The organism is Streptomyces sp. NBC_01264, from assembly GCF_026340675.1.
Taxonomy (GTDB): domain Bacteria; phylum Actinomycetota; class Actinomycetes; order Streptomycetales; family Streptomycetaceae; genus Streptomyces.
The window spans coordinates 1,000,560-1,019,728 of sequence record NZ_JAPEOX010000002.1 but is presented as its reverse complement, the minus strand read 5'-3'; the positions used below and the strand labels follow the sequence as shown (position 1 = coordinate 1,019,728).

The 19,169-nt window shown below is 74.1% G+C and carries 18 protein-coding genes; 10 read left to right on the top strand and 8 right to left on the bottom strand.

Annotated features, from left to right (window positions below):
* The first annotated feature begins 63 nt into the window (after nt 1-63).
* Nucleotides 64-1,026, top strand: coding sequence for a LysR family transcriptional regulator (locus OG435_RS37505; protein ID WP_266884018.1), 963 nt, complete (start codon nt 64-66; stop codon nt 1,024-1,026).
* Here the strand turns inward: OG435_RS37505 and OG435_RS37500 are convergent.
* Nucleotides 1,023-1,982: an aminoglycoside phosphotransferase family protein gene (locus OG435_RS37500; protein ID WP_266884016.1), complete on the bottom strand. Its 960-nt coding sequence runs from the start codon at nt 1,980-1,982 to the stop codon at nt 1,023-1,025. The genes OG435_RS37505 and OG435_RS37500 overlap by 4 nt on opposite strands.
* Nucleotides 1,983-2,264: 282 nt before the next feature.
* Between OG435_RS37500 and OG435_RS37495 the strand changes: the two genes are divergently transcribed.
* Nucleotides 2,265-3,350 carry an S-(hydroxymethyl)mycothiol dehydrogenase gene (locus OG435_RS37495; RefSeq protein ID WP_266884014.1) on the top strand — a complete coding sequence of 362 codons (1,086 nt, stop codon included), beginning with the start codon at nt 2,265-2,267 and terminating at the stop codon, nt 3,348-3,350.
* Nucleotides 3,351-3,454: 104 nt separating this feature from the next.
* Nucleotides 3,455-4,417, top strand: coding sequence for a phosphotransferase family protein (locus OG435_RS37490; protein WP_266884012.1), 963 nt, complete (start codon nt 3,455-3,457; stop codon nt 4,415-4,417).
* Nucleotides 4,418-4,426: 9 nt separating this feature from the next.
* Here the strand turns inward: OG435_RS37490 and OG435_RS37485 are convergent, their stop codons facing one another.
* Complete coding sequence (locus OG435_RS37485) at nt 4,427-5,989, bottom strand: MFS transporter (RefSeq protein WP_266884010.1); 1,563 nt, start codon at nt 5,987-5,989, stop codon at nt 4,427-4,429.
* A 116-nt stretch (nt 5,990-6,105) separates the two neighbouring features.
* Between OG435_RS37485 and OG435_RS37480 the strand changes: the two genes are divergently transcribed.
* Entirely contained in the window at nt 6,106-7,050 is a 945-nt protein-coding gene (locus OG435_RS37480) for a TetR/AcrR family transcriptional regulator C-terminal domain-containing protein (RefSeq protein WP_266884008.1), read from the top strand.
* Between the two features lie 96 nt (nt 7,051-7,146).
* Nucleotides 7,147-8,475 (top strand): alpha/beta fold hydrolase, encoded by a 1,329-nt coding sequence (locus OG435_RS37475; protein ID WP_266884006.1) that lies wholly within the window; start codon nt 7,147-7,149, stop codon nt 8,473-8,475.
* A gap of 11 nt (nt 8,476-8,486) precedes the next feature.
* Here the strand turns inward: OG435_RS37475 and OG435_RS37470 are convergent, their stop codons facing one another.
* Complete coding sequence (locus OG435_RS37470) at nt 8,487-9,143, bottom strand: MBL fold metallo-hydrolase (RefSeq protein WP_266884004.1); 657 nt, start codon at nt 9,141-9,143, stop codon at nt 8,487-8,489.
* 182 nt (nt 9,144-9,325) lie between these two features.
* On the opposite strand from OG435_RS37470, the gene OG435_RS37465 reads away from it, so the two are divergent.
* Together OG435_RS37465 and OG435_RS37460 are read left to right on the top strand one after the other, a co-directional pair.
* Complete coding sequence (locus OG435_RS37465; protein ID WP_266884002.1) at nt 9,326-10,090, top strand: PIG-L deacetylase family protein; 765 nt, start codon at nt 9,326-9,328, stop codon at nt 10,088-10,090.
* Between the two features lie 23 nt (nt 10,091-10,113).
* Nucleotides 10,114-10,947, top strand: a complete 834-nt coding sequence (locus OG435_RS37460) for an enoyl-CoA hydratase/isomerase family protein (protein WP_266884000.1) — start codon at nt 10,114-10,116, stop codon at nt 10,945-10,947.
* A gap of 36 nt (nt 10,948-10,983) precedes the next feature.
* Here OG435_RS37460 and OG435_RS37455 read toward each other — a convergent pair whose 3' ends face one another.
* From OG435_RS37455 to OG435_RS37440, 4 genes are all read right to left on the bottom strand, one after another.
* Nucleotides 10,984-11,787: a hypothetical protein gene (locus OG435_RS37455; protein ID WP_266883998.1), complete on the bottom strand. Its 804-nt coding sequence runs from the start codon at nt 11,785-11,787 to the stop codon at nt 10,984-10,986.
* Nucleotides 11,788-11,829: 42 nt separating this feature from the next.
* A complete protein-coding gene (locus OG435_RS37450) occupies nt 11,830-12,432 on the bottom strand; it encodes a TetR family transcriptional regulator (protein WP_266883996.1) in 603 nt (200 codons plus the stop codon).
* Between the two features lie 129 nt (nt 12,433-12,561).
* Entirely contained in the window at nt 12,562-13,461 is a 900-nt protein-coding gene (locus tag OG435_RS37445; RefSeq protein WP_266883994.1) for an SDR family oxidoreductase, read from the bottom strand.
* Between the two features lie 64 nt (nt 13,462-13,525).
* Nucleotides 13,526-14,683 (bottom strand): hypothetical protein, encoded by a 1,158-nt coding sequence (locus OG435_RS37440; protein ID WP_266883992.1) that lies wholly within the window; start codon nt 14,681-14,683, stop codon nt 13,526-13,528.
* 238 nt (nt 14,684-14,921) lie between these two features.
* On the opposite strand from OG435_RS37440, the gene OG435_RS37435 reads away from it, so the two are divergent.
* The 3 genes from OG435_RS37435 to OG435_RS37425 are packed head-to-tail and all read left to right on the top strand — an operon-like array spanning nt 14,922 to nt 18,240.
* Entirely contained in the window at nt 14,922-15,920 is a 999-nt protein-coding gene (locus OG435_RS37435; RefSeq protein ID WP_266883990.1) for an NADPH:quinone oxidoreductase family protein, read from the top strand.
* Nucleotides 15,917-17,119, top strand: a complete 1,203-nt coding sequence (locus OG435_RS37430; RefSeq protein WP_266883988.1) for an acyl-CoA dehydrogenase family protein — start codon at nt 15,917-15,919, stop codon at nt 17,117-17,119. The genes OG435_RS37435 and OG435_RS37430 overlap by 4 nt, the downstream gene beginning before the upstream one ends.
* Nucleotides 17,116-18,240, top strand: coding sequence for an acyl-CoA dehydrogenase family protein (locus tag OG435_RS37425; RefSeq protein WP_266883986.1), 1,125 nt, complete (start codon nt 17,116-17,118; stop codon nt 18,238-18,240). Before OG435_RS37430 ends, OG435_RS37425 begins: the two co-directional genes overlap by 4 nt.
* Nucleotides 18,241-18,257: 17 nt before the next feature.
* On the opposite strand, the gene OG435_RS37420 is transcribed toward OG435_RS37425, so the two are convergent.
* The gene (locus tag OG435_RS37420) at nt 18,258-19,085 is read right to left on the bottom strand and encodes an alpha/beta fold hydrolase (protein ID WP_266883984.1); all 828 of its coding nucleotides are present in this window, start codon (nt 19,083-19,085) and stop codon (nt 18,258-18,260) included.
* Nucleotides 19,086-19,169 lie beyond the last annotated feature (84 nt).

The window sequence follows — 19,169 nt, the reverse complement described above, 5'->3', positions numbered from 1 at the left end:
GCCTCGCCCGTGCCGAGCATCGAATCCAGTTCGCGTTTCTTATCCGAACCGTAAGCTGATCCGATGCTCGATGTACGACGCCTGCGCCTCCTGCGCGAACTCGCCCACCGGGGGACCATCGCCGCGGTGGCCGAGGTGCTCTCCTTCAGCCCTTCGGCGGTGTCCCAGCAGCTCTCGGTCCTCGAACGCGAGTCCGGTCTGCCCCTGCTGGAACGCACCGGCCGCGGGGTCCGGCTCACGGCCGCCGGTCAGAACCTGGTCCGGCACGCCGACGCGGTGCTGGAGCTGCTGGAGCGGGCCGACGCCGAGCTCGCGGAGGCCCGCGGCGGACTGGCCGGAGCGCTGCGGATCGGCTCCTTCCCCACCGCGACCAGGGCCGTCGTCCCGGCGGCCCTCGCCGAGCTGGCCCGCCGGCACCCGGGGCTGGAGCCGATGGTGGCCGAGACCGACCCGGCGGCGGTGGCGGACGGGCTGCGCGCCGGAGACCTGGACGTGGCGCTGATCCACGCCTACGACTTCCTCCCCGCGCCGCAGGAGCCCGGGCTGGCCACGGAACCCCTCTACCGCGAGGCGATGTACCTGGCGGCGCCGGAGCGGGCGCCCGGGGGCTCCGGGCGCACGGGGGATCCGGCCGGGATCGCCGGGGCGGGCGGAGCCGGGCAGCGCGCGTTGCTCCGTACGCATGCCGACGCACCCTGGATCACCGCCACACCCGGCACCCTCTGCCACGCCATGACCGTACGGGCCTGCGAGGACGCCGGGTTCGTGCCGAGGATCCGCCACCAGGTGGACGAGTTCGCCACCGTGCTCGCCCTGGTCGCGGCCGGCCAGGGGGTGGCCGTGGTGCCGCAGCTCGGGATCACCGGGCCCGCGGATCCGGCCGTCGCGCTCACCCGTCTCGCCGTGGAGCGCCGCACCCACGTGGCCTTCCGCAGCGGCGCCGCCGCCCACCCCGCCGTGGCCGCCTTCGGCGCGGCCCTGCGGGCGGCGCTGCCGCTCGAACTGTCCGGTCGGCAGCAGGTCTAGGCCGCACCACCGAACACGGCGTTGCGGCGCAGCTGCTGCGCGCACCACCGGAAGTGGCCGTCGCGTTCGTCCAGGCCGAAGAGGTCGTAGGTCACGAGGGCGTACGCCGCCTGATAGGTGGTGAGGGTCGCCGGCGGGTAGCCGAGCTCGTGGGCGAAGAGCCGGGAGAGCTCCGTGGTGTGCTCCTCGGCATACGGCCCGTACATGTCCCAGACGGCAGCGGTCACCGCGGCCTCGAAGGCCGGGTCGCCCGCGGTGGTGCAGAAGCCGAAGTCGAGCACGGCGACGGGCCGGCCGGCCGCGTCGGTGTGGATGTCGGGCGGTACGAGGTCGCCGTGGATCGCGGTCACCGGCGCGTCGGGGAGCGAGCGCAGTGCCTCGTGCGTCCGTTCCACTCCCGCCCCGAAGTCCGGTACGCAAGCGGCCAGGGCGTCGCCGTGCCGGGCCGCGGCCCGCTGGACCAGGGCCGCGAGGGCGTCGCGGAAGGAGTCGTGATCCCGCCACAGCGGACGGTCGTCACCCTGGACGGTCAGCCGGCGCATGGCCTCGGTGCCGGGAACGGAGGCCAGACCGCGCAGAACGGAGAGCAGCGTCTCGCTCTGCTTCGCGGGCAGCTCGCGCTCGTAGTCGGCGTGTGCGGAGTCGACCCTCATCGGGGCTCCGGGCAGCTCGCGCTCGTACGTCACCAGGACGCCCTCGTGGTCCTCTACGTCGAAGATCTCCGGGGTGTCGAAGGGCAGCTGATGCCGCGCCATGTCCGCGTACACCTGACGACTGAGCTCGAGCCCGGCCGGCGGCCGACCGCTCCACACCTTGGCGGCCCGGCCCCCGCCCAGCCCGTAGACGACGCCCTCGGAACCGGCGCCGATCCGGCGGACACCCGTGTGCCCGCGGTCGGCGAAGTACGCGAGCCAGGGGTCGCGGGGCGGGGTTTCGGCGTTCGGGGCGTTGTCCATGCGCGTAGTGGACCAGCGGCCGCACCGGCCCCGCACGGGATTTTCGTGCCGGGGCCGGGCCGGGCCGGGCCGGGCCGGGTCGGGTCGGGCCGCCCCGCCCTGGCCGGCACGCAGCCCACCGGACCGCACGCCACGGCGCCCGGCGCACCGCGCTGGGACGCGGGGCAACTCCCGCACAAGGGACTGCGCGTGTACGTTGGCGGGACCGGCGGAAACCTCGCGGAACCCTCGCGGGACCTCCGGGTTCAGTCGAAGAAGCCATGATCGAGATCGGGGTAGCACGTGACGCATCGCGTACGAGGGGTCATCGCCCGGAGCAAGGGCGCACCGGTGGAGACGACGACGATCCTCGTGCCCGATCCGGGCCCCGGCGAGGCGCTCGTACGGGTCCAGGCCTGCGGGGTCTGCCACACCGACCTGCACTACCGGGAGGGCGGCATCAACGACGAGTTCCCCTTCCTGCTCGGCCACGAGGCCGCCGGGGTCGTCGAATCGGTCGGCCCGGACGTCACCTCCGTCGCCCCCGGCGACTTCGTCGTCCTCAACTGGCGCGCGGTGTGCGGCGACTGCCGGGCCTGCAAGCGAGGCCGCCCCTGGTACTGCTTCAACACGCACAACGCCACCCAGCCCATGACCCTGGAGGACGGCACCCCGCTCTCCCCGGCCCTCGGTATCGGTGCCTTCGCCGAGAAGACCCTGGTGGCCGCAGGCCAGTGCACCAAGGTGGACCCGGCCGCCTCGCCGGCCGCCGCCGGGCTGCTCGGCTGCGGGGCGATGGCCGGCCTGGGCGCCGCCCTGAACACCGGCAACGTCGGCCGAGGCGACTCCGTGGCCGTCATCGGCTGCGGGGGAGTGGGCAACGCCGCCGTCGCCGGGGCCAGGCTGGCCGGAGCCTCCCGCATCATCGCCGTGGACCTGGACGACCGGAAGCTGGAGTGGGCGCGGGGACTCGGCGCCACGCACACCGTCAACGGCGGTACGCAGGACGTGGTCAAGGCCATCCAGGAACTGACCGGCGGCAACGGGGCCGACGTGGTCATCGAGGCCGTCGGCCGCCCCGAGACGTACAAGCAGGCGTTCTACGCACGCGACCTGGCCGGCACGGTGGTGCTGGTCGGCGTCCCGACGCCGGAGATGCGGCTCGAACTCCCGCTGCTGGACGTCTTCGGACGCGGCGGCGCCCTGAAGTCCTCCTGGTACGGGGACTGCCTGCCCGAGCGGGACTTCCCGCTGCTCATCGACCTCTACCTGCAAGGCAGGCTCGACCTCGACGCGTTCGTCTCCGAGCGGATCGCACTGGACGGGGTCGAGGCGGCCTTCGCCCGCATGGAACGCGGCGAGGTCCTCCGTTCGGTGGTCGAGTTCTGAGCGCGCACGGCCCTGTGACCACCCACGGCCCTGTGACCGCCGGCGGCCCGGTGGCCACCGAGGGACCTGTGACGACCGAGGGGCCTATGACGGCCGAGGGACCTGTGACCACCGAAGGGCCGCTGACCGCCCGCGCGCCGATGGCCGACCCGGGGCGGGCCCGCGCCGCCGCCCGTGCGATCGCGGCGGCGGCCCTGGGGCGCGATCCCGGCCCCATGGCCACCGCCGCGAGCGGCTCCCACCACGTGTACGGGGGCCCGGACGTGGTCGTCAAGATCATCGATGCGGCCTCCCACACGCGGCTGAACCGGGAGATCGCGCTCGCGCCCCACCTGCCCGCCGGGCTCACGGCCCCGCTGCTCGACAGCGGGACCCACCGGCTGGAGACGGGCGACGTCCGCTTTGCCTGCTACGCCCGCGTGCCGGGGACGGCTCCCAGCATGGGCATGCCGGGCGTGGACGGGGCGACCGCGCGCGCGTTGGCCGAGCAGGCGGTCGAACGGCTCGGCCGGCTCCACGCCTGGGTGCCCCAGGGCGAGGCCGACCGGACGCTGCGGGAAACCCTCGACCACGGAGGGTTCACCGGTCGGGCCGCGTTCCTCGCCGAGATCGAGGGCCTCGCCGAGCGCGACCGCCACGGAACCGTACCTACCCACCTGCTCGACGGGCTGAGGGCGATCGCGCGGGACGCGCCCCCGCACGCCCGTACGGCCGTCCCCGTCCACGCGGACTGCCACTGGGACAACTGGCTCGCGCACGCCGGGAACGTGACGGCCCTGCTGGACTTCGAATGGGCCCGCTTCGGGGACCCCGTCGACGACTGGTTCTTCCTGATCCGGTTCAGCGGACCGCACATGGAGACCCTCCTCGACGTCGTCGCCCGTGCGACGGGAACCCCTCCGGACACCCTTCGGGCAGGCTGCGAGGTCCGCGAAGCGACCCACCTCGCGGCCGATCTCCGTGTCGTACTGGAACGCCCCGAGGTCCACGCGCGCATGGCGGCGGACCGGCTCCGCTCGCTGGAGGAGCTCGTCGTCGGGCGCTACTGGTGGCGCGACGCCCGCTGAGGCCGGCCGTCAGGGTGTGCGGGTGGCGGACGGCGGGGCGGCAGGTGAGGGTGCCGGGCGTCCCGCCGTGCCCACGCCCCTCAGCCAGGTGAACGAGAAGAAGGCGGCGCCGGTCATGGTGACGGCCGCGCCCACGGCCGCGAAGCTCATCCCGTGCGTGAAGGCGTCGCGCGCGGCCGTCAGTACGGCATCCGCGGCCCCTCCGGGCAGCTGGGATGCGGCGGCCACAGCGCCGCCGAGCGTTTCGCGTACGGCTTCGGCCTGCGGCACGCCGGCGGGCAGCGCCCCCGCCATGTCCCGGCTGTAGACCGCCGCCCCGACGGATCCGAGGATCGCCATGCCCAATGCTCCGCCGAGCTCCTGGCCCGACTCCACCACGGCCGCGGCTGATCCGGCCCGCTCCGGCGGGGCCGCGCCGAGGGCGAGTTCGTTGGCGAGGGTCATGGCGGCGACGAGGCCGCCCACGTACAGGGAGGCGCCCGCGAGGGTGAACCAGAGCGCCGAGTCCGTGCGCACCTGGGTCAGCCAGAGGAAGCCGCACCCGGAGAGGAGGAAACCGCCGCCCATGACGTACGCACGGTCGACGCGTTGGGCGAGGACGGCTCCGACCGGGGCCGCGACGGCCACTCCGGCGGCCGGAACAAGGCTCCACAGCGCGGCGTTGAACGGCCTCATGCCGAGGACCGACTGCAGGTACTGGGTGAGGAAGACCGCCATCCCGACCGTGGCGAACATCGCGAGGAGACTGACGAACACCGGGCCGCCGAAGCTGCGCCGGCCGAGAAGGCCGAGGTCGATCATCGGATGCGCGAGGTGCTGTTGCCGCAAGACGAAGACGAAGCCCAACACGAGCCCCGTGCCGATGGCGAGCGTGGGCAGCGGCTCGTACCCGTGCCGGGCCCATTCCTTGATGCCGTAGATGACCAGGAGCACCGCGCCGAGCGACAGCACCGCGCTCGGCAGGTCGAAGGGCTCGCGCTTCGCCGACTTGAACTCCGTTACCAGGAACGGCACCAGCACGAGCAGCAGCACCATCGCGGGCAGGTTGATCAGGAAGACCGCGCCCCACCAGAAGTGCTCCAGCAGCAGACCGCTGACCACGGGCCCCAGCGAGATGCCCGTCGTCATGACGGCGGTCCACAGGGTCACCGCCCTGCCCCGCTGTTCCTCGTCGTGGAAGAGATTGCGGATCAGGGCGAGCGTCGAGGGCATCAGGGCGGCGCCGCCCAGCCCCAGCAGCGCGCGCACGGCGATGAGCAGTTCGGCCGAGGACGCGTACGCGGCCGCGACCGAGGCCGCTCCGAAGACCGCCGCTCCCGCGAGCACCAGCGTGCGCCGGCCGATCCGGTCACCGAGGGCGCCCATCGTGACGAGGAGCCCGGCGAGGACGAAGCCGTACATGTCCAGGATCCACAACTGCTGCGTCGCGCTGGGCTCCAGGTCCCGGCTGATGTAGGGGATCGCGAAGTACAGGACCGAGACGTCCATCGAGACGAGGAGCAGGGGCAGCATCAGGACCCCGAGGGCGGTCCATTCCTTGCGCCCCGCGCGGGGGCTTGGCGTGTTGTCCATGAACGGCAGGAGACCGGGACCAAGGTGTGCGCCGCAAACACATGCCTAGTGCACTCCGCCAACACAGGCCTTGGAACTGCCTGAACGCTGTGGGAGTGCACTAGTACAGTGCACTCATGGCCATGGAACCGCCCTACCTCCGCATCGCCGGCGACATCCGTCGGCGGATCACCTCGGGCGAGCTCGCACCCGGTGCCCGCATCCCTTCCACCCGGCGGATCACCCAGGAGTGGGGGGTCGCCATGGCGACCGCGACGAAGGCGCTCGCCACCCTGAACCAGGAGGGTCTGGTGCGGCCCGTACCCGGTGTCGGCACCGTCGTCGCCGAGCCGGGACGAGAGCGACCCCCGGCTCCCCCTCACGGACTGACCCGGGACCGCATCATCCGCACCGCGATCGCCCTCGTCGACGGCGAAGGGCTCGCCGCACTGTCCATGCGCCGCGTCGCCACCGACTTCGGCGTCTCCACCATGGCGCTCTACCGCCACGTTCCGAGCAAGGGCGAACTCGTACGGCTGATGTCGGAGACGGTGTTCAGCGCGGAGCCGCCGGGGCCGCGACCGCCCGGCTGGCGTGCGCAGCTGGAGCAGGAGGTGCGGTGGTTGTGGGGCCTGTGCGAGCGCCATCCCTGGCTGGCGCGAGCCACGGCCGGGCTCACCCGGCCGATGGCCTCGCCCCACGCGATGCGGTACACCGAGCGGGTCCTCGGCGCCCTGACCGGCCTGGGGCTGACACCGGCCCAGATCCTCCACACCCACCTCGCCCTCCTCGGGTACGCCCAGGGCGTCGCGGCGGCCGTGGAGCTGGAGTCGCAGGCCCGGCAGGACACCGGCATGACCCCCGAGGAATGGCTGGCCGCCAACGAACCGCGGATGGAATCGATCCAGACCGCCGGCTCCTTCCCGGTCCTGTCCACCCTCTTCGAAGGGGAGCGGTTCGAGCTCGAACTCGGCACGCTGTTCGAGTTCGGGCTCGCCCGGATGCTGGACGGGGTCGAAGCGCTCATCGGGCCATCCGAGGGGAGCCCCGGGGCCCCGCCCCCGGCCGGGGGCCTCGCGTAAGCTCGGTCGGGCCCGCCGCCCCGGTCGTCCTCACCCACCGGCCCCGGGACGGCTGCCGCGCACACCACCGCACCGCGCCGACCCCAGGGACCTCCCGTGAACCCCGTGCCCCACGAGAACGCCGCCGCCGGCAGCTACCGCCAGCCCGGAGTCGTCCTCACCGACCACCACTTCGCCGTCCCCCTCGACCACGCCCGCCCCGACGGCGAGCGGATCGAGCTGTACGCCCGCGAACTGGTCGCCACCGGCAAGGACCCGGAGTCCCTGCCCTGGCTGCTCTACCTGGAGGGCGGACCCGGCTTCGGCGCCCGCAGGTTCGTCGGTCGGCAGGCCTGGCTGGAGCGGGCCCTCGCCGAGTACCGGGTCCTGCTGCTCGACCAGCGCGGGACCGGGCGCTCCACCCCGGCCAACCGGCAGACCCTGCCGCTGCGCGGCGGCCCCGCGCAGCAGGCCGAGTACCTCGCCCACTTCCGCGCCGACTCCATCGTGCGCGACGCCGAGACCATCCGCCCGCTGCTCACCGGCGGAGCGCCCTGGACGGTCCTCGGCCAGAGCTTCGGCGGCTTCTGCGTCACCCACTACCTGGGCGCCGCCCCCGAGGGGCTGACCGCCGCCCTCATCACCGGCGGGCTGCCCTCCCTCGACGCCACCGCCACCGAGGTGTACGAGGCCGCGTACCCCCGGGTCGCACGCAAGAACCGGGCGCACTACGCCCGCTACCCCATGGACGTGGAGCGCGCCCGCCGCATCGCCGCCCACCTGCTCGAGCGCCCGGCCGAACTCCCCGGCGGATACCTGCTGACGGCCGAGGCCTTCCAGTCCCTCGGCCTGCTCCTGGGCGGCTCGGACGGCAGCCACCAGCTGCACTACCTGCTGGAGGACGCCTTCGTCCCCACCCCGGCCGGGCCCGCGCTCTCCGACGCCTTTTTGGAGGCCGTGCACGGACAGCTCTCCTTCGCCGGGCACCCCCTCTACGCCCTGATGCACGAGGCGATCTACGCGCAGGACCCGGGTGCGCCCATCGGCTGGGCCGCCGAGAAGGTCCGCTCCGGCCACCCGCGGTTCGATGCCGCGAAGACCCTCGCGGGGGCGGAGCCGCTGTACTTCACCGGAGAGACCATCCACCCCTGGCACTTCGACTGCGACCCGGCGCTCGCCCCGCTGCGCGAGACCGCCGAGCTGCTCACGGCCCGCACCGGCTGGACCCCGCTGTACGACCCGGCGCGGCTCGCCGAGAACGAGGTGCCGGTCGCCGCGGCCGTCTACCACGACGACATGTACGTGGACACCGCGCACTCCCTGGCCACCGCCGGGGCGATCCGCGGTCTGCGGACCTGGGTGACGGACGAGTTCGAGCACGACGGGGTCCGCGCCGGCGGCCCGCGCGTCCTGGACCGGTTGCTGGCACTCGTACGCGAGGCCTGACCGCGCCCGCCTCAAGGCCCCGGCGGCTCCACGAAGGCCCGGGTCAGGTGCGCCGTGGCCAGCAGGGCGCGGCGGCGGACGGCCAGGGCCAGGAGTTCCTCGCGCGAGGCGCGGGCGGCGGCCCGGTCGCGTTCGTGGGAGTACGGGACCGCCGGATCGGCCAGCTGCACCGCGTGGACCAGGACGTCACCGGTGATCAGCACGTCCCGGCCCCGGCCCGGGACCGCTCCGCCCGGCCCGGCAGCCCCTTCCACCAGCACCGACTGGTGGCCGGGCGTGTGCCCGGGCGTGGGCAGCAGGGTGATGCCCGGAGCGAGCCGGTGCTCCCCGGCCACCTCCTGGAGCCGGCCGGCGGCCCGCAGCGGGGCCACCGTCCAGTCCCACACGGGATCCGCCCGGTCCAGGGCGGCCACTTCCGCGCTCTGTACGAGGTACCGGGCGTCGGGGAAGAACGGCAGCCCGGCCTCGTCCTGCGTCCAGCCGGTGTGGTCCTCGTGCAGGTGGGTCAGGACCACCGCCTCCACGTCGGCCGGGGCGATCCCGGCCTCCCCGAGCGCGGCGGGCAGCCGGCCCGGCACCGGGGCCCAGCCGGCCGCCGGACCCCGTTCCGGGCCGACCCCCGCGTCGACCAGCACCCAGCGGCCACCCGGCCGGGCCCGGCGAAGCACCGGAAGTCCAGCCGCCAGGAGCCGTCCGGCCCGGCCGCGCCCGGATCCAGCAGCGCGGCCCGCTCCCAGGCGGCGGCGTCCGCCCCCGGGAAGGCCGTGACCGCGGGCTCGAAGAACGACCCGGAGGCGTCGAGCAGGGCCACCACCGGCTCCTGACTGTCCATTCGCCTATTGTGCGACCCATGAGCGAACAACAGCACGGGCCCGCGCCCTTGGAGCCCATGCCCACCGACTGGCAGCGTGCGCTGGCCGTCGTGGCACACCCGGACGACCTGGAGTACGGCTGCGCCGCGGCCATCGCGGACTGGACCGACGGCGGCCGCGAGGTCGTCTACCTGCTCGCCACGCGCGGCGAGGCCGGCATCGACACCATCGACCCGGCCGCGTGCGCCCCGCTGCGCGAAGCGGAGCAGCGCGCGAGCGCGGCCGTCGTCGGCGTCCCCACGGTGGAGTTCCTCGACCACCGCGACGGGGTCCTGGAGTACAGCCTGGACCTGCGCCGGGACATCGCCGCCGCCATCCGGCGCCACCGCCCCGAGCTGGTGATCACGATGAACCACCGCGACACCTGGGGCGGGGCCGAGGGCGGCGGCTACTGGAACACCCCCGACCACAAGGCGGTCGGCCGGGCCACCCTGGACGCGGCGGGCGACGCTGGCAACCGCTGGATCTTCCCCGAACTCCTCACGGAACAGGGCCTGGAACCGTGGAACGGGGTGCGCTGGGTCGCGGTGTCCGGCACCACGACGCCCACGCACGCGGCCGACGCCGGCCCCGGCCTGGAGCGGTCGGTGAAATCCCTGATGGAGCACAAGGCGTACATCGCCGCGCTGACGGACGAGGACCCGGAGACGTACGTACGCACCTTCCTGACGGGCAACGCCCAGCAGGCGGCCCCCCGGTTCGGGGGCCGGCCGGCGGTGCCGTTCGAGGTCTTCCCGCGCTAGGCGGACACGCTTAGGGTGTCCGCGTGATCGACACCCTGAGCACGGAGATCGCGGAGGGTGAGGAACGGATCCGTCTGGACGTCGCGGACGGGATCGCGGAACTCACCCTCTGCCGGCCGGAGAAGCTCAACGGCTGGAGCTGGGAGTCCACGCGCCAGCTCGGCCTGCTGGCGGACCGGATCCGCTTCGACCCCGCCGTGCGGGTGGTCCTGCTGCGGGCCGAGGGGCGGGCGTTCTGCGCGGGCATCGACGTGACGGCCCCGGGCGGCGCGATCACCGGGGCCTCGGCGGCGGAGCGCAACCGCAACTACTACGAGGGCATCCGCTGGGTCCACGAACGCTTCGCCGTCCTGGCCCGGTTGCCGCAGCCGGTCGTGGCCGCGGTGCAGGGCTACTGCCTGGGCTTCGGCTTCGAACTGGCCCTGATGGCGGACATCCGGGTGGCGGCCCAGGACGCCGTGTTCGCCCTGCCCGAGGCCCAGTTGGGCGTCGCGGTGGATGCGGGCGGCGACCTGCGCATCGCCCGCGAGGCGGGCGCCGGCTGGGCCAAGTTCCTGGCGCTGACCGGCCGCCGCATCGACGCCGGGACGGCGGAGCGCCTGGGTCTGGTCCAACAGGTGCTCCCTGTGGAGGAATTGGACAAGGACGCCCGGGCGCTCGCGGCGGAGATCGCGGCCAACGCCCCGCTCGCCGTCCAGGGCATCAAGCGCGCGATCGACTCCTACGCGGACGCCGCCCTGCCCGCGGCCCTGGACCGGGTGGCGATGACGGCGGCCCTCACCCTCACCTCCGAGGACTCCCGCGAGGGGTACGCGGCCAAGGCGCAGCGCCGGCCCCCGCACTTCAGCGGAGGCTGAGCTCGCGGGACGTCACCGGAGGCCGAGTGCGGGACTTCAGCGGAGGTCGAGCACCGGCCGTACGGAGAAAGCCTCCCAGGCGTACTCGCCCTCCGGGCCGTACACGAACTCGGCCATCGCCGGGTTGCGGTTCGCCGTGGCCAGCGTCAGCCAGGCCCACAGGTCCCCGTACCCGCCGCACACGGACTCGCCACCGTCCCCGCCGTGCACGGCGCCCGGATCGGCGCCGATCTCGGCGGCGTACGAGTCGTGGGCGATGCGCAGCCCGAAGGCGTTGGGCTCGCACCGCGGAGCGAACGTACCGGCGCCGTAGGACGGTTCGGCGATCGGGCAGGTGTCGCCCCACCGGAAGAGGGTGCGCGCATCGGCCCCGCAGGCGTGCTCCCACTCGTCGGCGCCGGGCAGCCGCAGTCCGCGCCCCGCGAGCACCGCGGGCATCCCGGCGGGCGGTTCGGCGAGCGGCTCGTTGGCCACGGCCATCAACACCGTCGCGAGGGTGACGGTGCGGGGCGGGCTCAACAACTCGGCGAGGTGCGACTTGAGATCGGGACCGTAGCCGTACTCCTCGGCCAGGCTCTGCTCGAAGTCGGCGGTCTGCTCCGGCGTCGGCTCCCAGGCGTCCAGGTCGAAGCCGAGGCGGGCCGTTCCCCCGGGTACCAGGGCGAACTCCTGCCCGTCCCGTTCGACGCGTACGCGGTGGAGCGGGCCGCCGAGGTGTTCGGTGGTGTCGACCAGGCTCACCCGGCCGTCCACCGAAGCGGCGGCTTCCCGGGCGAAGTGCAGGGCCTGCGGCAGGTCGAACGAGCGCCACCGGTCAAGGGTCAGATCAGCGAAGGACATGCAGGCCATCATGGCCGGGACCACTGACAGCGGGGCCCCCGGCTACTCCTCCAGGCGCAGGAGGGCGAGCGCGCGCGCCGATACGGCGGGGAGGGGTTCGTGGCCGCCTTCGGCGGCCCAGTGTTCGAGGGCGACGGTGACGGCGTCGATGAGCACGGCCGCCAGGACGCGGGTCTCCAGGGCGGATGCGGGGCGCCCCGTGCGGACCGCCAGGACCGGCACCAGCCGGTCCTGCATGGCGCGCGCGGCCGCGAGCCAGCGCATGCGGATCTCGGGGACGCCGCCCATCACCTGGATCAGGCGGGCCGTCTGGCCCGGCCCCTCGTAGCGCGTGCCCGCGGTGGCGGTGGTGAAGGCGGCCTGGACCGCTTCGGTGAGGGGCTCCGACGCGGGGCGCAGGGCGAGTTCCTCGACCAGGGTGGAGACGCCGGCGGTCAGGACCGGGGTCAGCGCGTCCTCCTTCGTCGGGCAGTACCGGTAGAAGGTGCGCAGCGAGATGCCGGCCGCCCGCGCGATGTCGTCGACCGTGGTGGCCTCGAACCCCCGCTCGGAGAACAGGTCGGCGGCCGCCTCCGCGATCTCGTACCACGTGGCCTCCCTGCGCCGTGCCGTCAACGACGGGCGGCCCGTGCTCACCGTGCTCACCGCAACACCTCCGGGGGCTGGACAGGGGATGTAGACGGCGTCAGGGTGCCACACGACCGCGCCATGGCGCATCGCGCCGATATGGCGTAACGGGCCGGACCGCCGGGCCTGAGCGCCGGGCCTCCTGGGTCAGGGGACGAACGGCCCCCTCCCCAACTGGTCACGCACCGTGACCACTTCGGGATTGACCAGCGAGCGCCGCTGCCAGTTCGCCCCGTCGACCACCAGGGTGTGCCCGGTGATGTACCGGGCGTAGGGCGAGGCCAGGAAGGTGGCCGCCCAGCCCAGTTCGCGCGGCGCCCCGACCCGCAGGGCGGGCTGCCTGGTGTCCTTGTCGTCCGGGGCGGCCCGCTCCAGGCCGCCGCGGATGTCCTCGGTCATGTCCGCGTGCGGGAACAGCCCCGGGACCAGGCCGTTGATCTGTATGCCGTACGGGCCCCACTCGACGGCGAGGGTCTCGACGAGGTTCTTCACCCCGGCCTTGGCGGCGGCGCTGTGCGCGTAGCCCGGCCCGCCGGTCCAGGCGTACGAGGCGCCGATGTTCACGATGGACCCGGCGCTGCCCGCGGCGAGGTGGCGGCGGCCGAACTCCCGGGTCACGAACCAGGTGCCGGTCAGGGTGATGTCGACCACCGCGCGCCAGGCGTTGGGGGACAGATCCTCTGCGGGGGAGGGGAAGTTGGCGGCCGCGTTGTTGACGAGCACGTCCGGGACCCCGCCGAAGGCCGCCCCGGCGGCGTCGAAGACCTCGGCGACCCGCTCGGGGTCGCGGATGTCGCAGACGGCGGCCGTCACCCGGCCCGCGCCGGGGACGGCCGCCAGCTCGTCCTGAGCCGACTTCAACTGCTCGATCCGGCGGCCGGCGATCACCAGGTCCGCCCCGAGCCGGGCGAACTCGGTGGCGATGGCCTTGCCCAGCCCGGTCCCGCCGCCGGTCACGAGCACCGCCCGGCCGGTGAACGTGCCGGGCGGCAGGGCGGCGGAACCGAGCGGGGGCGGCGCGGGCAGGCCGCGCGTGGGGGTCTCCATGCGGCCCATCGATAGCGTGCGGGCGCCGAGACCGCCATGCCCGTGCCGGGTTCGGTTTCCCGTGCTACTTCTTCGGGGCGTAGGCCTGCTTGCCCGCGCACGTCCAGATCATCGCGCTGCTCGTCCCGGCGGTCAGGTCGCGGAAGGAGCCGCCCACCCGGTCGTCGTCCGAGACGGAGTGGGCCTCGGTGTTGACGTCGGAGCTCGCGCCCGCCGGGTCCGGCAGCACCAGCGGGGCGCCCGTGCCGGGCCAGTACGCGGCCCGCACGTAGCGCGCGTAGCCCTCGACGGAGGTGACGGCCGTGCCGACCGTCACGTTCGTGGTCGGGCTGATCGCGTCGAGGATGAGGTTCTCGTAGCCGGTGACCAGTGCGGGGCTGGAAGGCAGGGCGTCGTACGGCTTCTTCCAGACGGCCGGGGTCCGGCGCCGTACGTCCCGGTGGTTCTCCTGCTCGAACCCGACGACGCGGCCCTTGTCGTCGATGCCGGTGGCCTGGGTGCCCACGGTCCAGTCCGTCTCGGTCCAGACGGGGAGGCCGAACGGCGGGTAGCCGCCGCCGGCCGGCCACACGACCGGGAAGGTGAAGTCGACGATCCGGTCGTTCTCCAGGTCGTCGTACCTCGTCTGAGCGGTTCCGAGGACGTCCCCGCGCTTGTTGATGCCGTCCAGCGAAACGATCCTGGTGCCGGCGTGCGCGTCGGCGGGGACCGGCAGCTCGCGCACGACGGCTCCGTTCACCCACTCCTTGGCCGTGCCGGCGTCCATCCCGACGACGTGGCCGGCGTCGTTGACCTCCCCGGCGCCCGTGCGGGTGGCGGTGCCGGTCAGCAGCCGGACCGCCGCGTCGCCCGCACGGTAGGTGAAGACGGCCCGCGCGCTGTCCGAGGTGCGCTCCAAGGTGCCGGTCATCAGGCCCTTGGCGTTGACGTCCGCGACCGTGCCGCTCTGGAATCCGGCGGGCATCGGTACGGCGTGCACCGCGCGGTCGGCGGTCCAGTACGCGGGCAGGCCCCGGCTCCGGCCGACCGAGAGGCCTGCGGCCCCGAGGCCTTCGACGGAGCCGGCGTCGCTCCAGGGGCCGTCGGGCAGGCTCGGAAGGCGGACGGCCTCCGGCGCGCACGCGGTGGCCGCGGCCTGTGCGGCCGGGGCCGGACCGGCGGCCGTGATCAGTCCCGCGAGGACGGCGGCGGCGACCGCGGCGGCTGACATGCTTCTCGTCATGTGGTGCTTCCCCCAAAGAAGTTCGCCCCGTCCGCATGGTGGGGCCCCCGTGGCACGTCATATCCGATCATGACGTGCGCCTGCCATATGTTGCCCGAGTGGGGCGGGGGCGGGCACCGTCGAGGCGCGTGTCGTTCCGGATGGGTTCGTTCCCGGTGGCGCCGACTGGTTCCCAGGATGCAAGCGACCGCTTAGTATGCCCGCGAGCGTGGTTCCCGTCGGCGGCTGGAGGCCCCGGATGCAGGCATGGCGAGTACACACCCCCGGCGAGCCCCGCGAGGCCATGTGCCTCGAAGAGGTTCCCGAACCGGTGCCCGGCGAGGGTGAGGTGAGGCTCAAGGTGCTCGCCGCCAACGTCAACTTCCCCGACGCGCTGCTCGTGCGCGGCCAGTACCAGATCCGCCCGCCGCTGCCCTTCACCCCCGGCGTCGAGATCTGCGGCGAGACCGACGACGGCCGCCGCGTCATCGCCAACCCGAGCCTGCCGCACGGCGGTTTCGCCGAGTACGTCACCGCCCCCGCGCGCGCCCTGCTCCCCGCCCCGGACACCCTCGACGACGCCGAGGCGGCCGCGCTGCACATCGGCTACCAGACGGGCTGGTTCGGTCTGCACCGCCGGGCCCGGATCCAGGCCGGGGAGACCCTCCTGGTGCACGCCGCCGCCGGCGGGGTCGGCAGCGCCGCCGTCCAGCTCGGCAAGGCCGCCGGGGCCACCGTCATCGGGGTCGTCGGCGGCAAGGCCAAGGTGCGCGCCGCCGAGGAGCTCGGCTGCGACCTCGTCATCGACCGCACCAGTGAGGAACTGGTGGCCCGCGTCAAGGAGTTCACCGGCGGACGCGGGGCCGACGTGGTCTACGACCCGGTCGGCGGCGAGGCCTACGCCGCCTCGGCCAAGTGCGTGGCCTTCGAGGGCCGGATCATCGTCGTCGGCTTCGCGAGCGGCACCATCCCCGCCCCCGCGCTGAACCACGCCCTCGTCAAGAACTACGCGATCCTCGGCCTCCACTGGGGCCTGTACGCCGCCAAGGACCCGGCCGCGATCGCCGCCTGCCACGCCGAGCTCACCCGGCTCGCCGCCGACGGATCCATCAAGCCGCTGGTCAGCGAGCGGGTACCGCTCGCCGGAGCCGCGGACGCGGTGCAGCGCCTCGCCGACGGGACCACCACCGGCCGGCTGGTCGTCGTACCGGCCCTGGACGCCACGCTGCCCGCCTCGCCCGCAGGGGGGTCCCGATGACGGCCGCCGCGCTCACCGCCGAGCACCTTCGCGTCCGCGTACGGGAGTTGCTCTCCGCACACCCGCCCGCCACCACCGCACCCGCGGAGTTCCTGCGGGCCCGCTTCGACGCCGGACTCGCCTGGGTGCACTACCCCGAAGGCCTCGGCGGCCTCGGCGCGCCCCGCTCGCTGCAGGCCGTCGTGGACGCCGAGCTGGAGGCGGCCGGGGCTCCCGACAACGACCCCCGCCGGATCGGCATCGGCCTCGGCATGGCCGCGCCCACGATCCTCGCGTACGGCACCGAGGAGCAGAAGCGGCGCTTCCTGCGCCCCCTGTGGCTCGGCGAGGAGGTGTGGTGCCAGCTCTTCAGCGAGCCCGGCGCCGGCTCCGACCTGGCGGCCCTCGGCACCCGTGCGGTACGCGAGGGGGGTGAGGGAGGAGACTGGGTGGTGGACGGCCAGAAGGTGTGGACCTCCAGCGCCCACACCGCCCGCTGGGCCATCCTGATCGCCCGCACCGACCCGGCGCTGCCCAAGCACCAGGGCATCACCTACTTCCTGTGCGATATGACCGCGCCCGGAGTCGAGGTGCGTCCGCTGCGCCAGATCACCGGCGAGGCCGAGTTCAACGAGGTCTTCCTCACCGGCGTCCGGATCCCCGACGCCCACCGCCTCGGCGAGGTGGGCCAGGGCTGGGCCGTGGCCCGCACCACCCTGATGAACGAACGCGTCTCCATCGGCGGCATGCGGATCCCGCGCGAGGGCGGAATGATCGCCCCGGTCGCCACCGCCTGGCGCGAGCGGCCGGAGCTGCGGACGCACGACCTGCACGGGCGACTGCTGGAGCTGTGGGTCGAGGCCGAGGTCGCCCGGCTGACCGGGGAGCGGCTGCGCCAGCAGCTCGCCCAGGGCCAGCCCGGCCCCGAGGGCTCGGGCATGAAGCTGACCTTCGCCCGCCTCAACCAGGAGATCAGCGGGCTGGAGGTGGAACTCCTCGGCGAGGAAGGCCTGTTGTACGAGGACTGGACCCTGCGCCGCCCCGAGATCGTCGATTTCACCGGCCGCGACGCCGGCTACCGCTACCTGCGCGCCAAGGGCAACAGCATCGAGGGCGGCACCAGCGAAATCCTCCTCAACATCGTCGCCGAACGCGTCCTCGGCCTGCCCGCCGAGCCGCGCGACGACAAGGACCTCGCGTGGAAGGACCTGGCCCGATGAGCTCTCCCGCGGCAGCCCCGCTGGACCTGCTGTACTCCGAGACCGAGGAGGAACTCCGCACGGCGGTACGGTCCCTGCTCGCCGCCCGCTGCGCCCCCGCGGCCGTCCTCGCCCGGATCGAGACGGGCGCGCCCCACGACCCCGAACTGTGGCGGGTGCTCGCCGCCGACATCGGCACGGCGGGACTCCTCGTACCGGAGAAGCTGGGCGGACAGGGGGCGGGCCACCGGGAGGCGGCCGTGGTCCTCGAGGAGCTCGGCCGGGCCGCCGCGCCCGTTCCGTACCTCACGAGCGCGGTCCTGGCGACGGAGATCCTGCTCGGCTGCGAGAGCGCCGAGGCCGCCGACCTCCTGCGGGAGCTCGCGGCGGGCCGCCGCGTCTGCGTGCCCGCACTGCCCCTGACCCTGGCCCCGGGCGCCCCCCTGCCGACACCGGTCCGGGACTCCGGCGGTGGCTCGCTCGGCGGGAGCGTCGGCTCCGTCGCCGACGCCGTCTGCGCGGACGTGCTGCTGGTCCTGGCCGACACCGGGCTGTACGCCGTCCCGGCCGGCGCGGCCGGGGTCTCTCGGACCCCGCTCGTGGCGCTGGACCTGACCCGCCCGCTGGCCGCCGTCCACCTCGACGGAGCCGCCGGAACCCGGCTCGCCGATCCGGCCACCGCCCGCGCGGCCATCGCCGGAGCACTGCTCTCGGGGGCCGGGCTGCTGGCTTCGGAACAGCTCGGGACCGCCGAGTGGTGCCTGACGGAGACGGTGGCGTACCTGCGCACCCGCCACCAGTTCAACCGCCCCCTCGGCTCCTTCCAGGCCGTCAAGCACCGCCTGGCCCGGCTGTGGCTCGACGTGGCCTCCGCCCGCGCGGCGGCCCGTGCCGCGGCCGACGCCCTCGCGACCGGCGCCGCCGACGCGCCGCTCACGGTGGCGGTGGCCCAGGCCTACTGCTCGGGCGTGGCGGTCCGGGCCGCGGAGGAGTGCGTACAGCTCCACGGCGGCATCGGCATGACCTGGGAGCACCCGGCGCACCTGTACCTCAAGCGCGCCAAGGCCGACTCCCTGGCCCTGGGTACGGCCGGCCACCACCGGGGCCTGGTCGCGGACTTCGCGGAACTCCCGGCGCCGTAGGGGGTCTGCCCGGGCCATTACCCCAGGAACGCCGAGACGGCCCGCGCGAACCGTCCGGCATCGTCGACCCAGGGGTAGTGGCCCGCTCCGGGCTGCACCGAGAGCGTGGCGTCGGGGAACAGTCCCGCCAGCTCGGCCGTCGAGCGCGGGGGGCTGTTCAGGTCGAACTCCCCGGTGAGCAGCAGGACGGGCGCCGCGAAGGAGGCGAGCGCCGCCCGGGTGGCCGGCGGGGTGAAGGCGCCGTCGGCGCCGAAGTGGGCCACGGCCTCCCGGTTGACCGGCAGGCCGGCGGCGTGGTGCTCCCGCGCGGCGCCGTCCCAGCGGCCGCAGAAGAAGGGGGCGAGGGCGTCCCAGTCGCTGCCGGTGCCCGCGGAGACGGCCTCCAGGGCGGCGAACGCGGCCGGGAACCAGGGCTCGTCCTTGCGGAGCCGTGCCAGTTCGAGCCGCGTCCCGCCGGTGATCTCGATTCCCACGGCCCGGGTGCCGGGGCCGATCAGGGCGAGCTTGCCGAGGGCGTCGGGATACCGGGCCGCGTACCCCAGAGCGATGTTCGCCCCGGCGGAGTGGGCGAGCAGATCGATCCGGGCGAGCCCGAGGTGCTCGCGCAGCGCCTCCACGTCGTCGACGAGCCGGTCACAGCGGTAGGAGGCGGTGTCCTCGGGAACGGCCGAGCGGCCGGTGCCGCGCAGGTCGAGGAGGATCAGCCGGCGGTGGCGGGACAGGCCGCCGAGATCGCCGAGGTAGCGGGCGTCCGTAGGTCCTCCGGGGATGCAGACGAGCGGGTCGCCTTCTCCGGTCGTGCGGTAGGCGAGCCGGGTTCCATCGGGTGCGCAAAAGGTGGGCATGGGTGCAGCCTGCCACTCATAACCCGGTTGTACAACCTGGTTATGAAGCCTGTCCCCGTGTCGCGCTTCCGGTGTATAACCGAG